Raw genomic sequence first — 22,039 nt, forward strand, 5'->3', positions numbered from 1 at the left:
ACCAGCCAGAAGGGGGAGAACTACAAGGTCTGAAGAGCGGATACGATATCCTGTGCAGCCTGTTCCGGCGTAAAATGCTGTCGAATGTACTGCTCAGCTGCTAAACCTTTGGCTTTGGCGGCTGGGTAATGTTCATAGACATAACGCATGAGTTCCTTTAAGTCGGAGACGGAGGCTTCTGCCCAGAGTTGATCGCTCTGATAACCATCATAATAAGCTTGAGGTTTTACGGGAATGAGTTGGTATGGAATCGGATAACTGTTATCTGCATGAAGGAAATCCGTGTGTCCACCCCATCCAGTTGCAATCACCGGTAATCCTCGCATAGCCGCCTCCAACATCGGATAACCAGCGCCTTCTCCACGGCTCGGCAGCACAAAGGCATGACAATTCGTATATAAAGCTTCCATCTCCGCCTCGCTGCGAATGTCCAAGTCGACATAGACGGGGGCCTGTGGTTCGATGATTCGCAAGTTTTGTTTCATCGCTTCAATTTCTTGAAGTATATGGGGTGAACCTACGGTCTTGATGACAAGTGCTACCTGATCATGAGCAGAGAATGTCTCCAAGAACGCTTGAAGAAGAAGGTCGAAGCCCTTTCGTTCAATCCAGGAGAACACAGACAGAAAGCGAAATGGAGGGAGATGCTTCAGATCGTTCGGAACTTGCTCCGGACGATCGCCCGATTCCGTCTTGATTAAGCATGGGCGAACATAGTGCAGCGGAACCCTGACGCCGGATGAACGAAATGCTTCAATATTATGACGGCTGGGCAAAAAGACCGAATTCATGTGGTTTGCCCGCTGCACCCACGCTGCTGAAATTTTCGAAGTTTCCCAATATGTAAACCCAACGGACGGATGCAGTTTTCTGCGCCATATTTCGGGAATTTGGTGATAAATGTATACTTTGCGACCTGGTGATTTCCGTTTTGCGATCAAGTGCTGGAGCACAGCTTGCTGGGTGTGAGGTAGATCAACCGCTGGGAGTTGGGGATCAAACGCATCGACTTTCACATCGATTCCCATAGCATGCAGTGATAACACATATTGCCTGGATGCCTTGGCATATCCGGTAAAATCAAATACATTCCCAACCCAAATGATTTGCGTCAAGGTGTATCCCTCCCTTCCTCAGAGTGTATTTGCCGATAGGGAGAATTAGAAGAACAACGCTAAAAACTCGCTGTCCGCTAGGTTAGCGTGGAGCGAGTTCTCGAACATTTCCTTTCTGAAGTTAGGCGCCAAATTGGCGAAGCGTATGTTGCAATCGATTCATGACCTTGGCCCAGTTGTAAGATTGAGCCGTTTCCCGTCCGTTCTTCGCGATATGCTCGGCAAATGCCCGGTCCGTTAGTACTCGGATGATGCCTCGTGCCACGCCTTCGATATCGCCTTTTTCAACCAGTACGCAATTCCACCCATCTTGGCAGAATTCCTCATTGCCTTCCGCCTTGGTGGTCACGACCGGCGCGCCGCAGGCCATCGCTTCCAGAATAGGGAGCCCGAATCCTTCATGCATAGAAGTCTGAACGAATACGCCACAATTGGCATAGAGATATGCAACGCCAGGGTCATCTGGGCGCGAGAAATGCAGCGCAGGTATTCCAGATAGGCGAGGCCTCTCAGCGCCAAATGTCACCATGGATGCTTGCTGAACATGTCGCAATACGATTTTCATTGCTTGGACTGTTATATGGAATCCTTTTAGATGTTGACTTTTACGGCTGCAGGCTAACACGCGGAACGGGTCATAATCGTGGGTTTGATTCGGTTTATAAATATCTTGATCTACGGCAATGGAAATGTTGGTCGCTTGTTTTTGGAACCGTTCCAATAGCTGATTTGTCGTCCAGTCCGCAATCGTCAATAAATTCACTGGCAGTTGATAGGTATGTCTCACTTTAGCCTGCATTTCCGGTGATAGGGGATAATAGCTTTCTTCGATATCTTGCACGAGATAGAAAGGGACACCGATGCCGCCATGGTTCGGATCGCAACTATGCCAGACAACGGGGAGGGTATTCCACCAGGTAGCGATTTTAATCGCATTCATCTGCTTTAATTCCTGCAGCATCGAAGGGTAGTTCGGGAAACTTCGAACTGAAAATTTCAACGGAAACCAGTTCGGATGCTCGTCAAGCGCGAACACATGAACTTTCATGCCGGCATCATGCAGACGGTTTGCTTGCTCGAGGACATTCTTAATGCCGCCTGCAAGACCGACTAGCTCTAGCACGTAGACAATGTCAAGTTTACTCATCGGTTAGAATCGAGCCCCCATCCATTTAGACCAGAACGTTTTTTTCGACTCCATTTCCTTTCTTCGCCAGTATGGATTTTTATTGGCGGATGTCGTGCCTCGCGTCTGACCTTCCAAGTGTACGGCACTGGCAGTACCGCAGTACATGACTCGCCAGCCGTACTGCTTCGCACGGTAACACAAATCAATGTCTTCATAGGCGATGTAATATTCTTCGGACAACATGCCGATGTTCTGAATCAATTCCTTCCGGATCAGCATAAGCGCTCCCGTGACAGCATTCACATCTTCAACGGCGAGTGCAGGAGGATGATTGCTCGGAAGGAAGCGGTAACGATGATCGAAATTCCCCCTCGTCGTAGGGTAGACGCCGCCATGCTGTATCGTATGATTCGAATAGAGCAGTCTGGCACCTACGATCCCGATCTGCGGCATCAATTGGATCGTCTGGATCATATGGCCGAGCCAGCCCGGTTCATGAAATACGATATCATTATTTACGAGAAGCACGTACTGCCCCTGTGCTTCTCGGATCCCGGCATTAACCGCAGCACTAAATCCGCTATTAGACGATTTAAGAATACACTTGATCGATACGTTATTAGCCCATTCTAGTAAAGCCTGCTGAATGTGCTTTGGACTCCCGTCATCTACAACGATTGTTTCATAAGGCGTTTCCGAGACAGTCTGGATGAAGCTTTGATAACATTGTTTCACCAAGTCCACTTGATTGACGGTTGGGATAATGACACTGATCATCTTCAGAACTCCTTCATGGGTTACCTTGAAATTTCACGCAACCGGTGAAGCATGTTCGCTGCGCTCTGTTTCCATGTATAACGCTGCGTAACGGTTTGTCTGCCGGCTTGTGCCTTCATCGCTGCTTCGCTTGGATGGGTATAGACATATCGTAGTAAATGCTTAAGATGATTTTTACTTGGAATGGCCCATAGTAAGCGGGGATTGATTGGATTTAAATGTACGAACCCTTGGACGTTTATTAAGTATCCGTTCGTGTCATTCAGGTAATCAAGATGGGCTGACCAATTTGTCGTAATAACAGGAAGTCCCGTCGCCATGGCTTCCATAACGGTTAGATTCCAACCTTCTCCGCGTGTTGGAAGGACATAACAGTTGGCGCTATTATAGAGTGCCGCGAGCTCTTCTTCTGTCCAACTTCGGATGGAGGAAAGCAATATGACGTGTGAAATGTCTTTAATTCCGTTTTTTGAAGCAATTTGGTTAATATAATCTTGTTGAACCGTGATTTCATCTTCCGTTGATGCGCGTGTTTTGATGACAAGGCAGATGTCTTCGGAAGCTGCGAATTCTGCGAGAAACGCGGAGATAAGCGTATCAACGCATTTGCGTTCGTCAAAAGAACAGACGCTTAGAAAAGTATAATTGCGCTGCCTTGGAATCGTTAAGGGGGCTTTGCCAGGGGCGAACATGGACGTATCCACACCGTATGGCATGACTCGAATTTTGTGCGGTAGTACTCCGCTCTTAATAAAGGATACACGGTTAAATTCGGAGGGGACCCATAGTTCATTCATCATATTGCATCTTTTGGCCCAAGTATATAGGATCCGGCTGCTTTCAAACATGGTCATGCCGATGTAATACGAATGATCTCTTCGTGTAAAATATGATGCAGGATAATGGAAGAACGAGAGATGACGTCCAGGAAGCGGGGTGTGTATTAGTGAGTTAAGAAGCGATTCCTGCTGACTGTCAAGCGGGACTCTAACAGCTTCATGATGCACTGGTGTATAACGAATCTGAACGCCGTGCTCAATCCATTCCGATATGATGTGCCGATTCGCCTTGGCATACCCTGTAGGCTCAAACATTGTCCCAATATTATTAATGAACAGTTCATTTTCCACCTGACATACTCCCTGCTGTAGGAAATGCTTTCTAAACTTGATGTTATTTACATATGTAACGATGGGATAAAAGGACACGGCACGTTGATCTAATATCTTATTTATGGATACTCATCTATTAATCAGGACTGTACCCCGGTTCCGCTGAACTATCCTCAGCTTATGAATCTCGTACAGCGGTGGGGTGCTTAACATCTGGCTGATGTCATACTGTTTCTTTACAATGGTGTCGATTATTTTATTTTCTTTAAATAACCATTAGGATGCATTGTTAAAAGATGTTTCTGTCTGCTGGAATCAATAATAAAGTCCTCGCTCTGTAGTAAAAATTCTTGAACGGCTTCCATAGGACCTGGACCAAAGTCAGGTAGAACGGGGTGGCCGTTTATATTTGTATCTTCAACGATCAAATAACTACCTATTGAAACGAGAGGATGGTAAAGGTTCATTTCATTCAATACATGTTGCTTGCTATGATCAGAATCTAGAATAACGAGTACGACATCAGTAGGAGATATTAGCTCCTTCACCTGGTTTAACATATCTTCTGAAGCGGTGTTGCCTATGAAGTAGGTAATTCTTGGATGGTCCGGAGTTTGTTCGTATTTCATAATGTCGATGGTTATGATCTTGCCTTTATTCATCAAATCACAGATGGAAGCCAAATATAATGCGCTCCCCCCTTGGTTTGTGCCGCATTCTAATATAATGTCTGGTTGTATTTCATATAGTATTTCCTGATATATGAACAAATCTAAGGGGCATTTAAGGACGGGTTGACCGAGCCAATAGGTTTGTCCCCAGGCCAAGCTATAATAATACTGCTTATGGAACTCATCAATGGTATTTGTCATGACAAATTCTCCTTTACATTTTCTGGATTCTAACTCTTCCTGGTTACCAAATCGAAACAAATGATGATGCTAGAAAAGAGATTTTGTTTAGATCCATTTATATTATTCCGTCTCATTAATTTGGTTCATTGAAGATGACACATGTATAAGCGTTTAATTTAATTCATGCATATATCGTCATATAGATAGAATGGAGGCTTTGGTAGGATGAATTCATCGCTTTTTACTATAGTCATTAGTGTTATGAATCAAATGGAATCCACTAGAGAATGCGTCTCGCGTATTCGAGCCTTAGCGAGTCAACATATCCCGATCCTTATTATCGATAACGGTTCCGACTTGATTCATCAACGGGAGCTGCAATCGCTAAGCGATTACTACATTCACAATGATCATAACCTGGGGGTGATTCCGGCTATGAATCAGGCGTGGCATGTATTGCATACCCCTTACATTATGTATATGCACAATGATATTTTTTTGATGGAATCGCAATTCAACTTACGAATTCATCGCGTGTTAAATGAAATAGGAAATATAGGTGTCGCAGGGTTTGGTGGGGGACATTCCGTCCACTGTAGCGGAGTCCGAACTTCATTTACGAGCAATTTGCTGGATGCAGAAATCCATGGGACACGTATGGTAGAAGATTATGTGCCGTCCGTTGTGCTGGATGGGATGTGTTTAATTATTCGCAGAGAACTCATTCTTGAAATGGGGGGGATCGCGCAAGAATACTCTTATCATCACTACTATGATATGGATGTGTGCCTGGAGGCAATTTATCGAGGGTATAAAGTGATTACAATCGGAATATACCACCAGCATGTGGGCACCCAAACTTCATCTAAAGCAGACTATGCAACTTGGTTGCAACAAAAGGGTACATCTGATGCGGCATTATATCAATCCAACCAATCCATATTCCGTGAAAAGTGGGGGCATAAATCTTACGTCGTTGTCGACGATTCATTTAATTATGCCGATATACACGGGGCCATTTCCATGAAGTCATAATATGGTTTCAGGTGAGCGTGCCCAATACTAAGAAGGGAGTAACGTTCACCATGAACACTACTCCCCGTTCCAGTATGAGAGACATTTTCTTCTAGATGATGAAGTCCTTTCTAACCTTAGTCCGAACCGAGAGGTAAAAAAAACCTTCCGTATAATTGTAGAAACTTGTGCCTGAAATGCTCGTAACGGTCTACATCTGTGTCGTGTTCACGGTAATGGGTAATCCATGCCAACGGTTGAGATGGAACCACGACTTGATATCCATGCAATCCAAAATTAATGGCTTGGGAAGCATCATAAAAATGGAAGTCTGCAATCTGTTCATCCCAATCCATATCAACTTGCGTAACGATGAGTGCGCCATCAATCGTCTGAGCCTTTTCATAATGCAACTGAGAATCATGTAGGGTAAACAATACACTATTCCCATTGACTATGGCATAGAATTTACCGAGCAGATCTTCCCCTTCCCACCAAGTACCAGTGGCAGGGAGTTTCCTTGTGCCCGTGATGCCGATCATGCCAATCGATGTATCTTGGCGAAATATATGGATACATTCTTCCAGGAACAGAGGGTAGTGCAGAAATGTATCTTGATGTAAGTAAACTTTGTATTTGGCGTTGCTGCTGCGCATGCCGCGATTATACCCGGAAGTCATGCTCTTGGCATTGAATATTGGAATAATCTCAATGGAGAAGCCGGCAGGAATGACTAATTGTTTTATAAAATGCACGCATTGAGAATACAACGGTTCGTCGTTAACGCATGATATAAACGCTATTTTATATGGATCTATGATGATCTCTCCTTTCCTATCATGTTCCACAAAGATTCGAGGTAATGAAACAATCCGCAGATGCTTCCATGTCTGCGGATTGTTTTCTATAGATTGGATTGTCTAATAATTTCCTCAATCATTTGATTATAGTAGGTGTGAATAGAGGAACCGCTTGGAACGATGATGCCAAGACCGTGTTGCGAATGTACGCGATGAAAACGAAGATTCAGGCTAGTTTCCGAGAGGAAATCTTCTATTGCGGTTAATACTCCGTTCTTGTCGCCATATTCGTAAAGAGCATTATTTACCGTTGCATTATGTCCTCCATCGACAAGTTCGCTAATTCCCGGCATGATCCCCTTTGCCGCATTCGGTTTGCGGTATGACTCAGGAATCGATTCAGGGAAATAATACATGTCTCTTCTACCATAAGGCCATTCTGTATCGTGGAGAAATATAATAGGAAAGTTCTCTGTTTTTTCAATCTCCTTAAGTTCATGAAATACCGTGTACCAATTATGATCTCCGTCAATGAGTATCGCATCGTATGCGCCGAGTTTAGGCAAGGCTTGAAGACTATAATCTTGTATCATTTCGAATTGGCTTCCCCATACCTGCTTCATCTGCTCAACGTCAAAAAGTGGATGGGGATCGATCGCAATTAACTTACTACCTGCCGATTGACCATATAAGAGTAGATTCGTCGTATTAAACCCCTGAGCTGAACCGATCTCCACAATCGTATTCGGTCTAGTGATTCTAAGAATCGGGCATATGATTTCATTCCAAAAATAAATCATCGTTTTCCTCCATTCGTAAGCTTCAAACTGAAGGCTTTCTTAAATCGTTTTGTAAGAGTATTACTTTGTTACATTAAAGTATTCATAACCATAATGGATGTGTGGGATTGTTGACCTATTTCAAATGAAGGTCAAACGCTCAATCAAAACAGTATGGCTGTTAATATATTGTATTTAAATGCTTCATATGACCCGTAGGGATGGAGGGGTTATTCTGAAAATAATCCAAAAACTGCACCAAATCTTCCGTATGGAGAATCAAGCATTTCTCACAGAACTTTATCGAGACTTACTTGGTCGTGAGCCGGAAGATGAGGGAATGCGTCACTATATGAATCTGCTTCTTTCAGGCTTTTCAAGAGCTTCGCTGGTTTCTGCTTTTTTGCGGAGCGAGGAAGCCGGGCAATATTACAAGCAACTGACTGCGACCCCCGTATATGTGAATCATCCAGTCATAGCAAATCAAATTCGATTTCTGCTTTCGCTCGATGATCGTTCTTTTGTCATGGAACTCTATGGTGAACTACTATGCCGGGAAGCCGATGAAGCGGGATTGTATCACCATTTATATTTGCTTCGTAGAGGAAGATCTCGGATATCTCTTCTTAATGGCATTTTGTTGTCGAATGAGTGTAACTCGATTCTTGCTTCACCCGGACCTGACTGGGATGATAATGCAACGGTGAAGTACGGGCATTTTAACCTAAGGCTAGGCGAAGCACCTCATCAACAACTTATATGGGCGAAGAAACATCTTCACAAGAAAGTATCGATCATTATCCTGACTTGGAATGGTCTGGAGATTACGAAGCAATGCCTTGAATCGCTGCAAGACACCATGGAACAAGACCAGATTGATGTCATCGTATTCGACAACGGCAGCACGGATGGAACGGTTGAATATTTAAGTACTCTGCCTTGGGTTAAGACGGTGGCTAACGGGTCAAATATTGGATTCACAAGGGGAAATAACAGTGCCCTTGCATATTGCGATCCGAATAGCGACGTTATCCTGCTGAATAATGACGTTGTGGTCGGACAGGATCAATGGGTTGCGATGCTGCAAGAAACGGCATTTGAAGATCCGTTAATCGGTATTGTCGGCTGCAGATTGCGTGGACAGAATGGAGAATTGCAGCATGCAGGCACTTATATTTACCCCGAGACCAATTGGGGACAACAAATTGGCGGGCAGGAAGTCGATATCAATCAGTATTCTTCGGTTCGTGACGTACAGGGTGTTGTGTTCGCATGCGTGTACATTAAGAGGGAGCTGTTCGATGTTATCGGCGGTCTAGATATGGATTATTTCGCCTATTTCGAAGATACGGATTATTGTTTAAAAGCATTAGGTGCTGGATATAGGGTGGTCTATGACGGGAGAGTAACGTTAACGCACTTGCAGAATACGACGACGGCTGTGAATAAAGTCAATTTTTCAATTATGTTTGAACGTTCCCGTAGTATATTCCGCCAAAAGTGGGAGCAGCCATTGCAGGCACAATACCACCAACCATTAAATTGGCATTCTATCGCGAATTTGCCTACCGGATATGCTGTTTCTTCCCGCAATTTAATGATTGCGCTGGATCGTCAGCAGGTAAAAATGCACTATCGGTATGTATATGGGGCGGGTACGCCGTTTAAATTGAATGAGCCCGAGATGAGCGATGACTATCGCATCAATCTGTTTCGTATGCGGCATCGCCACCCTCACGCAACGGAAGTTGTGTATGGGCAAGGCGATGTATTCTACAAGAATAGCGGGTCATACAAAGTTGGATTTACGATGCTGGAAGTAGACGGTATCCCTCAGGAGTGGGTGCAGCAGTGCAACATGATGAACGAAGTCTGGGTACCTTCGCAATTTAATGCAGAAACCTTCCGAAATAGCGGCGTTCGCGTGCCTATTCATGTCATTCCACTGGGAATTGATCCGAACTACTTTAATCCAACGATTCGCGGATCCCGATTCTCGGACAAATTCACATTTTTATCTATTTTTGAATGGGGTGAGCGCAAATCTCCAATTGATTTGTTACTGTCGTTTGTACGGGAGTTTGCGCATGAGGATGTATTACTCGTGTGCAAAATCATCAATATAGACGCCTCCATTAACGTTGCCGCTGAAATCCGTAAGCTGAACATTAAAGACATAGATTCTAAAATACTTATACTGCACAATCAAACGTTACCGTCTTATATGTTAGGAAGCCTTTACCGCTCGGCAGATTGTTTTGTTCTGCCAACCAGAGGGGAAGGTTGGGGAATGCCGATCTTGGAGGCGATGGCATGCGGAATACCCGTGATTGCCACCGACTGGAGCGCACAGAAGGAATTCTTAAATGACAATACCGGTTATCCCATTCGAGTCAAATCGTTAGTACCTGCCATCAGCAAATGCCCTTACTATACGAACTTCAATTGGGCGGAACCGGATTTCGATCATATGGCTTATTTAATGCGCCATGTATACGAAAATCGTGAACATGCAAGGCAACGAAGTGAAGAGATTGCTAACGGTATCGTAAGAAAATGGAGTTGGGACGAAACCGCGATGAAGATCAATCATCAATTGAAAATGGTCTAAAGAAAGGAGTATAGGACGATGCGTTACCTCGTTGGAATACCGTATGTCAATCGTCCGGATTTGCTGATCCGAGCAGTCCACAGCATTCAGCCATATTGGGACCATACCGTAGTCATTGACAATTCTTCCGAACGGGAACTGCGACAAGCAAGTGTATCGAATCTAGTGTCTGTTCATGAACCTCCGGTTCCGCTTAGCTTCACGCAGTCGATGAATTATTTCCAGCGATTAGCGAGCGAGCGGAACTGCGACGCGGTTCTGTACATGCATAATGATGCGGAAGCGAATGCTGGGACGCCAGAGAGATTTTTGGAGATCCTTCATGGCCTGCAAGTAAGCGGGCACAAATGGGGGCTTGCGTTGACCAATTTCGATGCGTTGGCCGCTTATAATATGGAAGCCGTAAGAGCTGCTGGTTCCTGGGATACTACTTTCAGCAGCTATTTTTCCGATATCGATTACCACCGCAGACTTCGCCTTGCCGGTTACGATGAAATTTTTACAGGGCTTCCCGTCATGCATCACGTTAGTTCTACCGTGAAATCCGATTCGAATCTCGGATTTATTGTGAATACGACTTGGCCGTTGTATGAGCGATATTATGAAATGAAGTGGGGAGGCAAAATGGCGGAAGAAACCTATGGTACGCCTTTTAATCAATAAAATCGAAAGGTGGCGTTGCGGTGAAGCTGGCAGAGATTAAACGTACGTATGATGCAGTATATAGTCTAGGGTACAACTGTTATCCGGCCCAAAGACTTGAACGTTATCAATTAAGGCCTTATTCGGGAGTCATCGATTGGATGTACTCTCATTCGCTGTCAGGAGTGAGCTCATTGCTTCGGAACCACTTTGCGAATTTTATGGAACTTCCGAACATGTCGATCGAAGGCGAGCTATTTAATGGATTTAACTATTTAGTCCAAGATCGGTCATATGGGATTGAGTCTGCGCATGATTTTCTAGTCTCGGAGCAAACGGAAGGCATCTTACGTAAGTATCCGGAATTTAAGGATACGCTGAACCGTCGCATACAGAGGTTTCTAGCAAAAATGAATACAAGCAATTTCATATTCTTTTTTCGTCTCGGAGGGACCTATGAGGAGGCTGTTGAATTGGAGTCGGTGCTGTCTATGATCGTTAAGCATGATTTTTGCGTCCTTCTGGTTAATCCAATCCCCGATGCTGCATTAATCGAGTGCGATTGGCCGCTTGCGAAGGTTTGCGTCATTCAGGCTCCTGACCAATGGGACGAGAAAAGCGATGAGATTTGGAATACCATTTTTGAAGGAGTTCATTATAGCGAGGGGTAAAGTGAATATGATCAATAACGCTCAAAAAGAACTTTACGTAGAGTTGCTCAAAAAAACGATTCTATTCGAGATCTGGCTTGAACACGAGCAATATTTGCCTGTTTATGGGGATATTCATCAATCGATTATTGAAGCCGTGCATCAACAGGGTTTGGAAATTGTGCAAAAGATAACGCCTAATAAAGAACTGCGATTCCAAGGATTGGATTGGCCGCAAATCGGTCATAGTATGATCGGTCGCCTGCGGATGGAGAACTTACAAATGTGTGTAGAAACGGTATTGAGAGACGGTGTGGAGGGAGATTTTATTGAAACCGGTGTGTGGCGAGGCGGTTCTTGCATTTTTATGCGGGGTCTGTTGAAGGCGCATGAGATTACGGATCGTCAGGTATGGGTAGCTGATTCTTTTGAAGGTTTGCCCGCTCCAAACGATGAGAAGTATCCGCAAGATAAAGGAATGGATCTAAGCACAATAAATTTTTTGAAGATAACGCTTGAGCAAGTACAAGAGAATTTTCGAAAGTATGATTTACTGGATGAACAAGTGAGCTTTTTAAAAGGGTGGTTTAAAGATACTTTGCCTACGGCCCCAATAAAAAAACTTGCAGTTTTACGGCTTGATGGTGACTTGTATGAATCGACAATGGATAGCTTAACGAGTTTATATCATAAAGTTTCTCCAGGCGGATTCATTATTATTGATGATTATTGTCTGCATATGTGTGAAGCAGCTGTGAGTGATTTCAGAGAACAATATCAAATAACGGAGCCCCTTATTCAAATCGATGCATGCGGATGGTATTGGAGAAAAGAAATTCATAGTGTTGAGAGGTGAACGATGAAAACTGCGCTTATTACAGGGATTACAGGGCAGGATGGTGCATATCTAGCACAGTTTTTACTTAAGCAAGGCTATCGTGTCTGTGGTCTTATCGCACGAAGAAGCACGAACACGCTATGGCGGCTTGAGTACTTGGACATTCATAAGGAGATTGAATTGATCGAGGGAGACTTAATAGATGCGTCTTCGCTCATCCGAGCTGTTCAGTATGTAAAACCATGTGAAATATATAATTTAGGAGCTCAAAGTTTTGTCGGCACGTCTTGGGAACAGCCGATTATAACGACGCAAGTGACAGCTTTAGGAGCACTTCATATATTGGAGGCGATCCGATTAACAGATCCTTCCATAAAATTCTATCAAGCCTCCTCTAGTGAAATGTTCGGCTTAGTCCAAGAGGCACATCAATCCGAACAAACTCCTTTTTATCCTCGCAGTCCTTACGGTGTCGCAAAATTATATGGTCATTGGATTACGGTTAATTACCGTGAGAGTTTTCACATTTTTGCATGCAGCGGTATTCTGTTCAATCATGAGTCACCACTTCGCGGTATTGAATTTGTAACACGTAAAGTAACGGATGGTGCGGCACGAATTAAACTTGGACAGCAAAAGGAGCTTCGGCTTGGCAATATTGATTCGAAACGCGATTGGGGATTCGCTGGGGATTATGTGAAAGCCATGTGGAAGATGCTGCAGCAATCTGAAGCTGATGATTATGTTGTTGCAACCGGGAAGACGACAACCGTGCGGGATATGTGCAGCATTGCATTTAACGCAGTAGGATTAAACTACGAAGATTATATCGTTATTGATCCGAAATTGTATCGTCCAGCGGAAGTTGATCTTCTGCTTGGCAATCCGGCGAAGGCGAAGGGGAAATTGGGTTGGGAAGCAGAAACAAGTCTCCAGCAATTAATTGAGATGATGGTGGAGGCAGACCTTGCTCGGGTCAAATCGAAATTATGAGAATCCTTGTAACAGGAGCTAGCGGATTTGTTGGTAGGCGATTAGTTCGGGCTCTAGTAGAACGTGACCATGAGGTTGTGGCGGGTGTTCATCGAGCAGAGGTTACGTTCGATGCTCCCGTTATTTGCCGCTATATGAATGTGTTGGAGCCGGACACTCTGGTCGAGGTGTTGCGTCAGTTTAAGCCTGCATGCATCGTGCATCTGGCAGGACAGACCCTTGTCGAACTATCATGGAGCAATCCCGTGCACACCATTCAGACGAATGTGATAGGTACGATGAATGTGATCGATGCTGTATGCCATGCGGCGCAGCAAGCAAGAATCATATCGATCGGTTCAAGCGAAGAATATGGAATCAGCGCACTCATGGGCGTACCTTTGACGGAGGATTCACCCTGTTCGCCGCAAAATCCATATGCTGTGAGCAAATTTACAGCAGGACAACTTGCATTACAGATGGCTCAGAAAAATCAATTAGAGCTTGTTCATGTGCGTCCATTTAATCACTTTGGTCCAGGACAGGGGCCAGGTTTTGTTATAAGTGATTTTATATCGCAAATTGTCGCGATTGAGCAGAATCGATGTGCTCCCTTTGTTAAGGTCGGTGATATAACGGTACAGAGAGATTTTTTATACATTGACGATGTCATTCATGCCTATATTCAGCTGCTTGAGCATGAAGTACCCAATGGTTTTTATAATGTATGCTCAGGTGTTTCTAGGAAGATCGAAGATATATTGTCGTATTTAATTTTGCAATCCAAGGTCACATTTGAAGTCAAGAGGGATGCCAACAAGCTGCGGACATCCAACGTACCATTCTTTGTGGGATGTGCTGATAAGATCCATGCAGCGACGGATTGGACGCCTTCCATTCCGTTTCATGAAGGATTGTTGCAGACCCTAGATTGGTGGCGAGTGAAGCATAGTAAGAGAGAGTGAATAACATAACGGACAAGTGCCTATGCCCTCTGGCAAACGCCGTGAAGTACACCAAACCTTCTTTTTTGCTCGTATTCTTCAAGTCATTGTTGGGTGAAACTTTTGGTTGAATCACCCTTACTCTTTGGCGTTCTATCGAATATGGTGTCACATGGAGTATTTTGAGTGGCAGCATGCGTACTGGAGGGGAAGGAATGCGATTAGTCTTGTTGTCTGGGGGGTCTGGAAAACGGTTGTGGCCGTTAAGCAATGATGCGAGGTCCAAACAATTTCTTAAAGTGCTTGTGAACAACAAAGGACAATATGAGTCGATGATCCAGCGGGTCTGGAGGCAAATTCAAGACGCAGGATTAGCTGAACATGCCATGATAGCAACGAGCAGCGCGCAGAGAGAAATTGTAGTCAATCAAATCCAAGACCATGTTAACATCGTGGTGGAACCGGAACGGCGAGATACTTTCGCGGCAATCGTTCTATCAGCCTTATATATGCGTTCTGAGCTCCATATGGATATGAACGAAGTCATGACGGTGATGCCTGTCGATCCTTTTGTCGATGCTTCTTTTTTCGATAGAATCAAAGATATGGAGCAGGTTCTGAATGACACCTCTGCTGATCTGGCGCTGATCGGTGTAAGGCCAACATATCCGGCAGAGACTTATGGATATATTGTTCCGCATCTTAATGAAGGCCAGCGGTATATGCGGGTCAATCATTTCAAAGAAAAACCGAATGAAACCTTGGCGAAAAAGCTCTTGCAAGAGAATGCCCTGTGGAACTGCGGCGTATTCTCATTTCGATTGAGTTTTATTCTGTCTATACTCGAGAAGAAGGGGCTTCCAACCGACTATCACGCTTTTCTTGCCTTGTATAAGCAGCTGACTACGAACAGCTTCGATTATGAAGTTGTTGAACATACACGTAAGATCATCGTCCTGCCTTTTGATGGATTCTGGAAAGATCTTGGCACATGGGACACGCTGACGGATGAAATTGAGAATTCGGTGGTTGGGAAAGGAGTTATTAAAGATCCACATCTATTCTCCAATAATCATATCGTGAATGAATTGGATATCCCCGTGGCATTGATTGGCCTGTCAGATGTCATCGTAGCGGCGAGTCCCGACGGCATCCTTGTCAGCTCGAAGGAAGCAAGCTCTCAAGTTAAAGGAATCGTACACGAGTTCGAGAGTCAGCCAATGTATGTCGAACGCAGATGGGGATGGTATCGGATTATTGATTTTATTCAAGCCGAGAACGGATTGGAAGTCATTACGCGAAGGATACAAATCGCAGCGGGAAAAAATTTGAGTTATCATGTCCATGACCATCGCAAAGAGCTATGGACGATCATTCGCGGTGAAGCTCTCGTGATGATCGGCGATCAGTTAAAAAGCATCAAAGCGTGCGACACCATTCAGATTGACGCGGGTATAGGACATGCAATGAAGGCTATTACAGAACTTGAATTCATCGAGGTTCAACTGGGGCATGATGTTACGGAGCAAGATATTACTCGACTGTATTTGAAGTGGGAAGATATATTAATGCTGGAATCCATGTAATCATAAGGCAACTATAAGAGGAGCTCTTATCATTTCGTTGATAAGGGTTTTTTTACATTAATTATAGAAGGATGTCAGGATGTCATGACCAAAGGCAGAATTATTGTGGGAAATGGTTCCAATATGTTCCGTAATCAGTTAATATAATGGTAAATTTCCAATACATTATCTAAGGAGGGCATTTTATGTCTGAACCGCATTTAAATCCGAACTCGGGGTCGCCAAGGCCGTCGGGGTCGTCGTTCGACATGCAGATTGTGGTGCAATTGATTCGTAGCCCATTCCAAGGGCTAGCTTTATCAACGGGGTCGCAATGGTTGTATGGAGTCCTCGGAATCGTTGCTTCTATCGTTGGATTTGCGCTATGGACGACGGTGTCGGTATCCTCGATATTCGGCGCGTTCTTGAATCCATTAGCGAGCCTCACAGGCGGGGGAGGAATCGGATTTAGCGTCTATACGAGTATGTTCTTCCGCATGATTGTTTTAGCCATTATTTCGCAAGGGCTCCTAACCGGATCGATCTGGGTATTTGGTAATTGGCTAGGAAGTCGTAAGTATGCTTGGCGTGATTTAATTACATACTTAGGTGGTATACAATGGTTATTCGGAGCAGGTTACATCGTTGCCGCCATCATTGGTCTTTTGTTAGGTCAGATTGGGTTCCTGCTTGCCAGTGTTACGTTGATTCTAAATCTTATTTTTATTGTTATCGCCGCACTAGAAATTTATGCAATTGAATCCATGCAGAAGAGAGCAGAATTGCTGGTCTATGCCATAGGAAGTTATGTGATTGTGCTTGGTATTGTGTCTTCAGGATTTTTTGGATCCATCCTATAAGATAGTTGATTAGCCGTTTGGTCATTTGGCCGAACGGCTTTTTCATTTTGAATGGTATAACTTTGTAGGGTTATTTCGTTCCTTCACTGCCAAATTCCTGAGGGTATAGCTTATCCTCCACCGATGCATGATATGACATGTCAAGGCCATTACAAATTGGATGGAGGATGGTTATGCGAAGCTCAAAAACGACTCTGATCTGTCTAAGCGCGGCTGTAATCATGGTTAGTTCTATGGGATTGACAGGATGTACCAATCCGTCAAAGGTGAAGACGAACAGCTTAGGTTATACGAGTAATCAAATTGTGCCGAACTCGACAACCCGGAACAATTTGAACCCATTAAATACGGGGAACACGTATGGTCTAGATGGCCGCTATGGGACTTATAGCACCGGGATGGATGGTCGCTATGGGACTTATGGAACTGGGGTGGATGGTCGATATGGCACGAAAGGAGTCCATCCTTATGGCACGAACAAAGCCAACAAGATGGAGTTAAGTAAGATCGCTGCTGATCACGTCACCAAAATTCCAGGGGTTCGTTCTGCGAATGTCGTCATGATGGGTAATGACGCTTATGTAGCTGTTGTCTTGAAATCGACGTCGGCAAAAGGTGTTGGCAAGGGTACCCATATCGCTACAAATGATGGCTATGGTACTGGTACCTATGGAACCAGAAGTACAGGTAACACAAGTGGCATCGTACACCATATGAGTTCAGATATGGGGATGAATCCCACGACGCATCGTCAATCGACGCATGTCAGACCGTATGCAACACCTGGTGCAACACCTGGTGCAACATCTGGTGCAACATCTGGAGATCGTGTAACGGATGACATGAAGAAGCACATTGCGCATGCGGTGAAGCAGGCTGTGCCTCAAACCAAAAATGTATACGTCTCTGCCAACGCTGACTTCGTATCCCGTGTGAACGGTTATGCGGATCAAGTTCGTGCAGGACATCCGATTTCAGGGCTTGCGAATGAATTTACGACCATGGTTAATCGCCTCTTCCCAGAACGCGCTGCTGGACCAGGCACGGGCACGGTCACTCCAAAAATGTATCGTGGCAATATGACGAACAACACAGGGACTTATTATAATCAAGATATGAATGTGCCAACGACTCCATCTGTACGTCGTTAAGGGAATACGATGGTCTAGACGCTGTACTGCCCATTTTTCTACGATGACCGCACCATTAGTTTGCCCCCTTCATAGTATGATTTGACTGTATCCCTTAACCTTGTTACACCATAAAATCCCGAGCAAGGAGGGGTGACACTATTGAAGGGTGTTTGACAAAAGCGAAGAACCCTTTATTTATAAGGGTTCTTTGTCATTTTTGAAGATAATTTTTATTGATTTGGCACTAATTTGGTGTTAATCTGTCTTTATTAAAAGTGTAGGCAGGGGGAGGATGAAATATGCCTGTCCATAAAGATGAGAAAGCAAAGAAAAATCCTTGGTTCTTTCAGTTTTATACGGGCGAGATTATTAACGGGAAACGGGAAAGAATAAAGAAGCGGGGATTTCGCACGAAGAAAGAAGCTGATGCTGCAATGGTTAAAGCCAAAGCAGACCTCGAACGTGGTGAATTTGTTAAAGGGAAAAAAATAACGGTCGCTGAGTATATGAACAGCTGGCTGGATAATAAACAGGATCTAAATGCAGTAACGCGTGAATTGTATGAATCGTACTTAAGAATTCACATTATTCCGGATTTGGGACATCATCCAATCGATAAATTATGTTCGATGGATATACAGAACTTCATTTCATTACTCCGAAGCAAAGGATTAGCGGAGAATACGGTCAAGCGGATCTTCTCCGTCATCAACACCGCCTTAAACCAAGCGTTCCGGATGGAACTTGTTAGACGGAATGTGGCTAGTGTGGTAAGTAAGCCTAAAGGTGAAAGAAGAGAGCTTAAGGTATGGGATTTGGAGACAATCAATCGATTTCTTGAAGCGACTCACGACGGGAGTCGGTATTCCATTGCAATGTACCTTGCACTCATGACAGGGATGCGCCAGGGCGAGTTACTTGGATTACGCTGGGCTGACATTGATTTTGACAATAAGACTATTCACGTTCAGCAGTCGCTCGCTCGTGATGGCAAAACAATAAACCATACATTGAAGAGTAAGAAAAGTATTCGGTCCGTTGCGATCTCAACGGAAACCGTAGCTCGACTTAAGGAGCAACGCAAACTTATTGTCATGGAAATGGTAAAGGAAGGAGAAGATTATCAGAAGAATGATCTGGTAATCTGCTCATCCAAAGGAACACCAGCAAGCACACGATCCATTATGAAAGTATGGAATAAGTTTATAGAACGATTGGAATTACCACGAATCACCTTCCACGACCTCCGGCATACCCATGCAAGTCTATTGCTTCAGCAAGGCGTACATCCTAAGATTGTCTCCGAACGCCTAGGACACTCATCTGTTGTCATCACATTGGATACCTATTCGCATTTACTTCCTAACTTACAAGCGGATGCAGCGGATGGATTAGACATGTTGATTAAGAGCGGGAGTGAAAGAGAGAAAGAGGATAATAGGAAGATAGGGAATGATTTGAGAGGCTAGGCTTCTAGGATATTTTTGATCATTTTACTTTTATGATAAGGGTTTTATCCACATCTTGAATGGAACTTCTTCCAGATATGGCTAATTGCAGCTCGGTCTCGGCAATGAGATGATTAATAACTTCCTGAACTCCTATTTCCCCTGCAACGGCCATAGCATATGCATATGGGCGACCTATAAGAACGGCAGAGGCGCCAAGAGCAATTGCTTTAAGGATATCAGCCCCACGACGAATACCGCTATCCATTAAAACGGGGATTATTTTGTATGGATTCACATATCGAAGGTAGGGAGTCTAGCGTAGATACTGCTCCATCGAGCTGACGCCCTCCATGGTTAGATACGATAATACCATCTACACCATGTTCTAAAGCCATAATTGCATCGTCTGAATGAGTAATTCCTTTAATAAGTAAAGGTAATCGAGTATGTTCACGTATAAAGTCTAATTCTTTCCATGTGAAACAAGTGTTATTGCCTTCTTCCAATGCTTTAAGGGCAGCGTCTTTAACATTCTTTTCCGGTGCCTCTTTAAGCTTCGAGCAAAATACAGGGTCCGTAAAATAATTACCCATACCTTGTCCAGTAAGGAACGGCAGATAGGCATTACGTAAATCTGTCTCGCGCCATCCAAGCAGTGTGAATCCACTGTTACGACGATTGCAGAAAATCCTGCAACATCTGCACGTTGAAGAAAACTTTTCGTAAGTTCGTGATCCTTAGGGGGGTAGAGCTGAAACCATCTTACGGATTCACCCATCTCTTTGGCAACCTCTTCCAAAGAAATGCTTGATACATTGCTAAGAATATATGGAACTCCTGACTTCGCTGCAGCCCTCGCAGGAGCTAGTTCGCCGTCAGGATGAAGAATCGTATTTACTCCAATTGGCGCAAGGAGGAAGGGAACAGGAAATTTGCATCCAAAGATCGATATCGACAGATCACGCTTAGTAGTATCACAGCAAACCCTTGGTCTTAAACGGTATTTTTGAAAGGCCTCAACATTACCTTGATGTGTATCCCCAGATCCTGCGGCGCCATAAACGTATCCAAAAGGTGCAGCAGCAAGTTGTTTTCGTGCCCGATCTTCCCATTCATCAAACGATACAGGTAATAGTTTTGCGGCTTCATCTCCGCATTGATAGATGTTCATTTGTATGTCTTCACTGTGTAAAGTCATAATTTGCACCCCCCATGTAATATGCATTTATAATCACCACCAATTGGGTTTATTATTCCAACGAAAACCCATATATATCTTGGCTTTTAAATTGCGCCGCTTGTACGGATGAAGCCTTGTCTGAAGCCGGGGGAAAATCTTAAATTGTGTTGAGCAGGGAGGATAGATCAATCACTTCGCGAATACATCATGCATAGAAGTTAACGAAAGGGTCGTAGGTGAGTAGCTGCTGAGGTTTACTTTTTTCCTTTATCCGTTGAGAATGAGTATTCTAGAGCCTAGGAGCTAAAACTGTCCACGGGAGCGTGAATCTTTTAGATGCTAGAGTCATAAACTCAAATATGTCGTCTAGGAGAGGATGTTGTTTGTGTTTCCTTATCAATCGGGGAATTATCCAATTCCAAATCCTTATTACCGGTTCGTGCCCCAGGGGCAGTATTACAACCCCTATTCTGACACTGGATGGCCTTGGTGGCATTATCCCATAGAATCGAAAGGAAGCTACCGGTATTCTCCGCCTCAGCTACTTACTTTCGTACTTGTGCATGGCTCCTGGGCGGATGCACACTTCTGGGACGGCGTAGCTGCTGAATTGCGCAGTCAAGGGCACACAGTATATACTCCAGAATATGCAGGCCACGGATCAGATCCAAATAAAAAAGTCACGCATGCAATGATTACGAAATCAGTCGTTGATTATATAAAACAGTTGAACTTGCACGACATTATTCTCGTTGGGCACAGCTTCGGTGGCACAGTTATCCAAAAAGTTGCGGAACAGGTGCCTGACCGTATCAAGCGTCTGGTCTTCTGGGATGCGTTCGTATTGAAAGATGGAGAATCGCTTGCTGACGAGTTGCCGCCTCAAACGAGACAAGGTTTTGAACAGCTCAGAACCATGTCGAAAGACGATACGATTATGCTTCCGTTTGAGCTTTTTAGGGCTTTGTTCGTAAATACAGCCTCCACGGAGGATGCCAAACTATTCTATAAAAGTGTCTCTCCTGAACCAGCTAAACCACTTTTCGAGAAACTGGATCTTAAAGCGTTCTACGCGCTGCCAACCCCCAAAAGCTATGTATATTTCTATCAAGATAATGTATTGCCTCAAGGAGAGGGCTACGGTTGGAATCCCCACATGTCAACACGACTTGGTCTGTTCCGTCTGATCGTTGGCGATGGGGACCACTTTACGGATACGCGCACAAGGCCAGCTTATTTGGCGCTGAAGATTTACGAAGCAAGTCGAGATTAATCTGCTCAAGCGCATATAATCGGCAACTATCGGTGACGAGAACATATTATTTTATGTAAATGAGGACGGCTATGGATACTTCTTGTCGATCATATTCATTATATAAAAACCGAGTAACTGCTGGGTAATAACCAGAATCCTCGGTTTTTATGCTTCCTATGAATTACTAGAGCAAATCATTTTATTAAGCTAACGGGACACGATAGTTCAATCGCAACAAGAAGGCAGCCGATTATCGATTCGGTTGCTTTTTTCGTTACGCTAACGGGCAGATTAGTTCAGTGGACTCTTAGTTAGAACAATAAACATCAATACGGTATTTAACCATATATATGGTAAA

Annotated in this window: 19 protein-coding genes and 1 pseudogene; 12 read left to right on the forward strand and 8 right to left on the reverse strand. The window is 44.2% G+C overall.

Features of this window, described 5'->3' with window-relative positions; genetic code table 11:
- Window positions 1–20 precede the first annotated feature (20 nt).
- The 5 genes from C558_RS0129045 to C558_RS0129065 all read right to left on the reverse strand — a co-directional run bounded on the left by C558_RS0129045 (window position 21) and on the right by C558_RS0129065 (window position 5,005).
- Window positions 21–1,115, reverse strand: coding sequence for a glycosyltransferase family 4 protein (locus tag C558_RS0129045; protein ID WP_018759808.1), 1,095 nt, complete (start codon window positions 1,113–1,115; stop codon window positions 21–23).
- Between the two features lie 121 nt (window positions 1,116–1,236).
- Entirely contained in the window at window positions 1,237–2,262 is a 1,026-nt protein-coding gene (locus tag C558_RS0129050) for a glycosyltransferase family 4 protein (RefSeq protein WP_018759809.1), read from the reverse strand.
- A gap of 3 nt (window positions 2,263–2,265) precedes the next feature.
- Complete coding sequence (locus tag C558_RS0129055; protein ID WP_018759810.1) at window positions 2,266–3,021, reverse strand: glycosyltransferase family 2 protein; 756 nt, start codon at window positions 3,019–3,021, stop codon at window positions 2,266–2,268.
- Between the two features lie 20 nt (window positions 3,022–3,041).
- The gene (locus C558_RS0129060) at window positions 3,042–4,151 is read right to left on the reverse strand and encodes a glycosyltransferase family 4 protein (protein WP_018759811.1); all 1,110 of its coding nucleotides are present in this window, start codon (window positions 4,149–4,151) and stop codon (window positions 3,042–3,044) included.
- Window positions 4,152–4,384: 233 nt separating this feature from the next.
- On the reverse strand, window positions 4,385–5,005 hold the full coding sequence (locus tag C558_RS0129065; protein WP_018759812.1) for a CmcI family methyltransferase: 621 nt from the start codon (window positions 5,003–5,005) through the stop codon (window positions 4,385–4,387).
- Between the two features lie 207 nt (window positions 5,006–5,212).
- On the opposite strand from C558_RS0129065, the gene C558_RS0129070 reads away from it, so the two are divergent.
- Window positions 5,213–6,022, forward strand: a complete 810-nt coding sequence (locus tag C558_RS0129070) for a glycosyltransferase family 2 protein (RefSeq protein WP_018759813.1) — start codon at window positions 5,213–5,215, stop codon at window positions 6,020–6,022.
- Between the two features lie 116 nt (window positions 6,023–6,138).
- Here the strand turns inward: C558_RS0129070 and C558_RS0129075 are convergent, their stop codons facing one another.
- Both C558_RS0129075 and C558_RS0129080 read right to left on the reverse strand, forming a co-directional pair.
- Window positions 6,139–6,849 carry a glycosyltransferase family protein gene (locus tag C558_RS0129075; protein ID WP_018759814.1) on the reverse strand — a complete coding sequence of 237 codons (711 nt, stop codon included), beginning with the start codon at window positions 6,847–6,849 and terminating at the stop codon, window positions 6,139–6,141.
- Window positions 6,850–6,905: 56 nt separating this feature from the next.
- Window positions 6,906–7,601: a class I SAM-dependent methyltransferase gene (locus tag C558_RS0129080; RefSeq protein ID WP_018759815.1), complete on the reverse strand. Its 696-nt coding sequence runs from the start codon at window positions 7,599–7,601 to the stop codon at window positions 6,906–6,908.
- Between the two features lie 250 nt (window positions 7,602–7,851).
- Here C558_RS0129080 and C558_RS0129085 point away from each other — a divergent pair, with 250 nt between their 5' ends.
- From C558_RS0129085 to C558_RS0129130, 10 genes are all read left to right on the forward strand, one after another.
- Window positions 7,852–10,191, forward strand: coding sequence for a DUF4214 domain-containing protein (locus C558_RS0129085; RefSeq protein WP_156826307.1), 2,340 nt, complete (start codon window positions 7,852–7,854; stop codon window positions 10,189–10,191).
- Window positions 10,192–10,209: 18 nt separating this feature from the next.
- Window positions 10,210–10,854, forward strand: coding sequence for a glycosyltransferase family 2 protein (locus C558_RS0129090; protein WP_018759817.1), 645 nt, complete (start codon window positions 10,210–10,212; stop codon window positions 10,852–10,854).
- Window positions 10,855–10,874: 20 nt separating this feature from the next.
- Window positions 10,875–11,504, forward strand: coding sequence for a DUF1796 family putative cysteine peptidase (locus C558_RS0129095; RefSeq protein ID WP_018759818.1), 630 nt, complete (start codon window positions 10,875–10,877; stop codon window positions 11,502–11,504).
- Between the two features lie 7 nt (window positions 11,505–11,511).
- Complete coding sequence (locus C558_RS0129100) at window positions 11,512–12,339, forward strand: TylF/MycF family methyltransferase (protein ID WP_018759819.1); 828 nt, start codon at window positions 11,512–11,514, stop codon at window positions 12,337–12,339.
- A gap of 3 nt (window positions 12,340–12,342) precedes the next feature.
- A complete protein-coding gene (gene gmd / locus C558_RS0129105; protein WP_018759820.1) occupies window positions 12,343–13,314 on the forward strand; it encodes a GDP-mannose 4,6-dehydratase in 972 nt (323 codons plus the stop codon).
- Entirely contained in the window at window positions 13,311–14,258 is a 948-nt protein-coding gene (locus C558_RS0129110) for an NAD-dependent epimerase/dehydratase family protein (RefSeq protein WP_018759821.1), read from the forward strand. Before gmd ends, C558_RS0129110 begins: the two co-directional genes overlap by 4 nt.
- Before the next feature lie 194 nt (window positions 14,259–14,452).
- Window positions 14,453–15,823, forward strand: coding sequence for a sugar phosphate nucleotidyltransferase (locus tag C558_RS0129115; RefSeq protein ID WP_018759822.1), 1,371 nt, complete (start codon window positions 14,453–14,455; stop codon window positions 15,821–15,823).
- Between the two features lie 185 nt (window positions 15,824–16,008).
- A complete protein-coding gene (locus C558_RS0129120; RefSeq protein ID WP_018759823.1) occupies window positions 16,009–16,662 on the forward strand; it encodes a hypothetical protein in 654 nt (217 codons plus the stop codon).
- Between the two features lie 173 nt (window positions 16,663–16,835).
- A complete protein-coding gene (locus tag C558_RS32935; protein ID WP_018759824.1) occupies window positions 16,836–17,813 on the forward strand; it encodes a YhcN/YlaJ family sporulation lipoprotein in 978 nt (325 codons plus the stop codon).
- Window positions 17,814–18,094: 281 nt separating this feature from the next.
- Complete coding sequence (locus C558_RS0129130; RefSeq protein ID WP_018759825.1) at window positions 18,095–19,264, forward strand: site-specific integrase; 1,170 nt, start codon at window positions 18,095–18,097, stop codon at window positions 19,262–19,264.
- Between the two features lie 19 nt (window positions 19,265–19,283).
- On the opposite strand, the pseudogene C558_RS35265 reads toward C558_RS0129130, so the two are convergent.
- Window positions 19,284–20,444 (reverse strand): annotated as a pseudogene (locus C558_RS35265) (alpha-hydroxy-acid oxidizing protein).
- Between the two features lie 358 nt (window positions 20,445–20,802).
- Here C558_RS35265 and C558_RS0129140 point away from each other — a divergent pair.
- Window positions 20,803–21,699, forward strand: a complete 897-nt coding sequence (locus C558_RS0129140) for an alpha/beta fold hydrolase (RefSeq protein ID WP_156826308.1) — start codon at window positions 20,803–20,805, stop codon at window positions 21,697–21,699.
- Window positions 21,700–22,039 lie beyond the last annotated feature (340 nt).

Source organism: Paenibacillus terrigena DSM 21567 (assembly GCF_000374845.1).
In the GTDB taxonomy this organism is placed as follows: Bacteria; Bacillota; Bacilli; order Paenibacillales; family Paenibacillaceae; genus Paenibacillus_K; species Paenibacillus_K terrigena.

Excerpts from the sequence above, each read along its gene's own strand:
- C558_RS0129050 (WP_018759809.1), bottom strand. The coding sequence starts at position 2,262 with ATGAGTAAACTTGACATTGTCTACGTGCTAGAGCTAGTCGGTCTTGCA.
- C558_RS0129055 (WP_018759810.1), bottom strand. The coding sequence starts at position 3,021 with ATGATCAGTGTCATTATCCCAACCGTCAATCAAGTGGACTTGGTGAAA.
- C558_RS0129065 (WP_018759812.1), bottom strand. The coding sequence starts at position 5,005 with ATGACAAATACCATTGATGAGTTCCATAAGCAGTATTATTATAGCTTG.
- C558_RS0129070 (WP_018759813.1), top strand. The coding sequence starts at position 5,213 with ATGAATTCATCGCTTTTTACTATAGTCATTAGTGTTATGAATCAAATG.
- C558_RS0129080 (WP_018759815.1), bottom strand. The coding sequence starts at position 7,601 with ATGATTTATTTTTGGAATGAAATCATATGCCCGATTCTTAGAATCACT.
- C558_RS0129085 (WP_156826307.1), top strand. The coding sequence starts at position 7,852 with ATGGAGAATCAAGCATTTCTCACAGAACTTTATCGAGACTTACTTGGT.
- C558_RS0129090 (WP_018759817.1), top strand. The coding sequence starts at position 10,210 with ATGCGTTACCTCGTTGGAATACCGTATGTCAATCGTCCGGATTTGCTG.
- C558_RS0129100 (WP_018759819.1), top strand. The coding sequence starts at position 11,512 with ATGATCAATAACGCTCAAAAAGAACTTTACGTAGAGTTGCTCAAAAAA.
- gmd (WP_018759820.1), top strand. The coding sequence starts at position 12,343 with ATGAAAACTGCGCTTATTACAGGGATTACAGGGCAGGATGGTGCATAT.
- C558_RS0129110 (WP_018759821.1), top strand. The coding sequence starts at position 13,311 with ATGAGAATCCTTGTAACAGGAGCTAGCGGATTTGTTGGTAGGCGATTA.
- C558_RS0129115 (WP_018759822.1), top strand. The coding sequence starts at position 14,453 with ATGCGATTAGTCTTGTTGTCTGGGGGGTCTGGAAAACGGTTGTGGCCG.
- C558_RS0129120 (WP_018759823.1), top strand. The coding sequence starts at position 16,009 with ATGTCTGAACCGCATTTAAATCCGAACTCGGGGTCGCCAAGGCCGTCG.
- C558_RS32935 (WP_018759824.1), top strand. The coding sequence starts at position 16,836 with ATGCGAAGCTCAAAAACGACTCTGATCTGTCTAAGCGCGGCTGTAATC.
- C558_RS0129130 (WP_018759825.1), top strand. The coding sequence starts at position 18,095 with ATGCCTGTCCATAAAGATGAGAAAGCAAAGAAAAATCCTTGGTTCTTT.
- C558_RS0129140 (WP_156826308.1), top strand. The coding sequence starts at position 20,803 with ATGTTGTTTGTGTTTCCTTATCAATCGGGGAATTATCCAATTCCAAAT.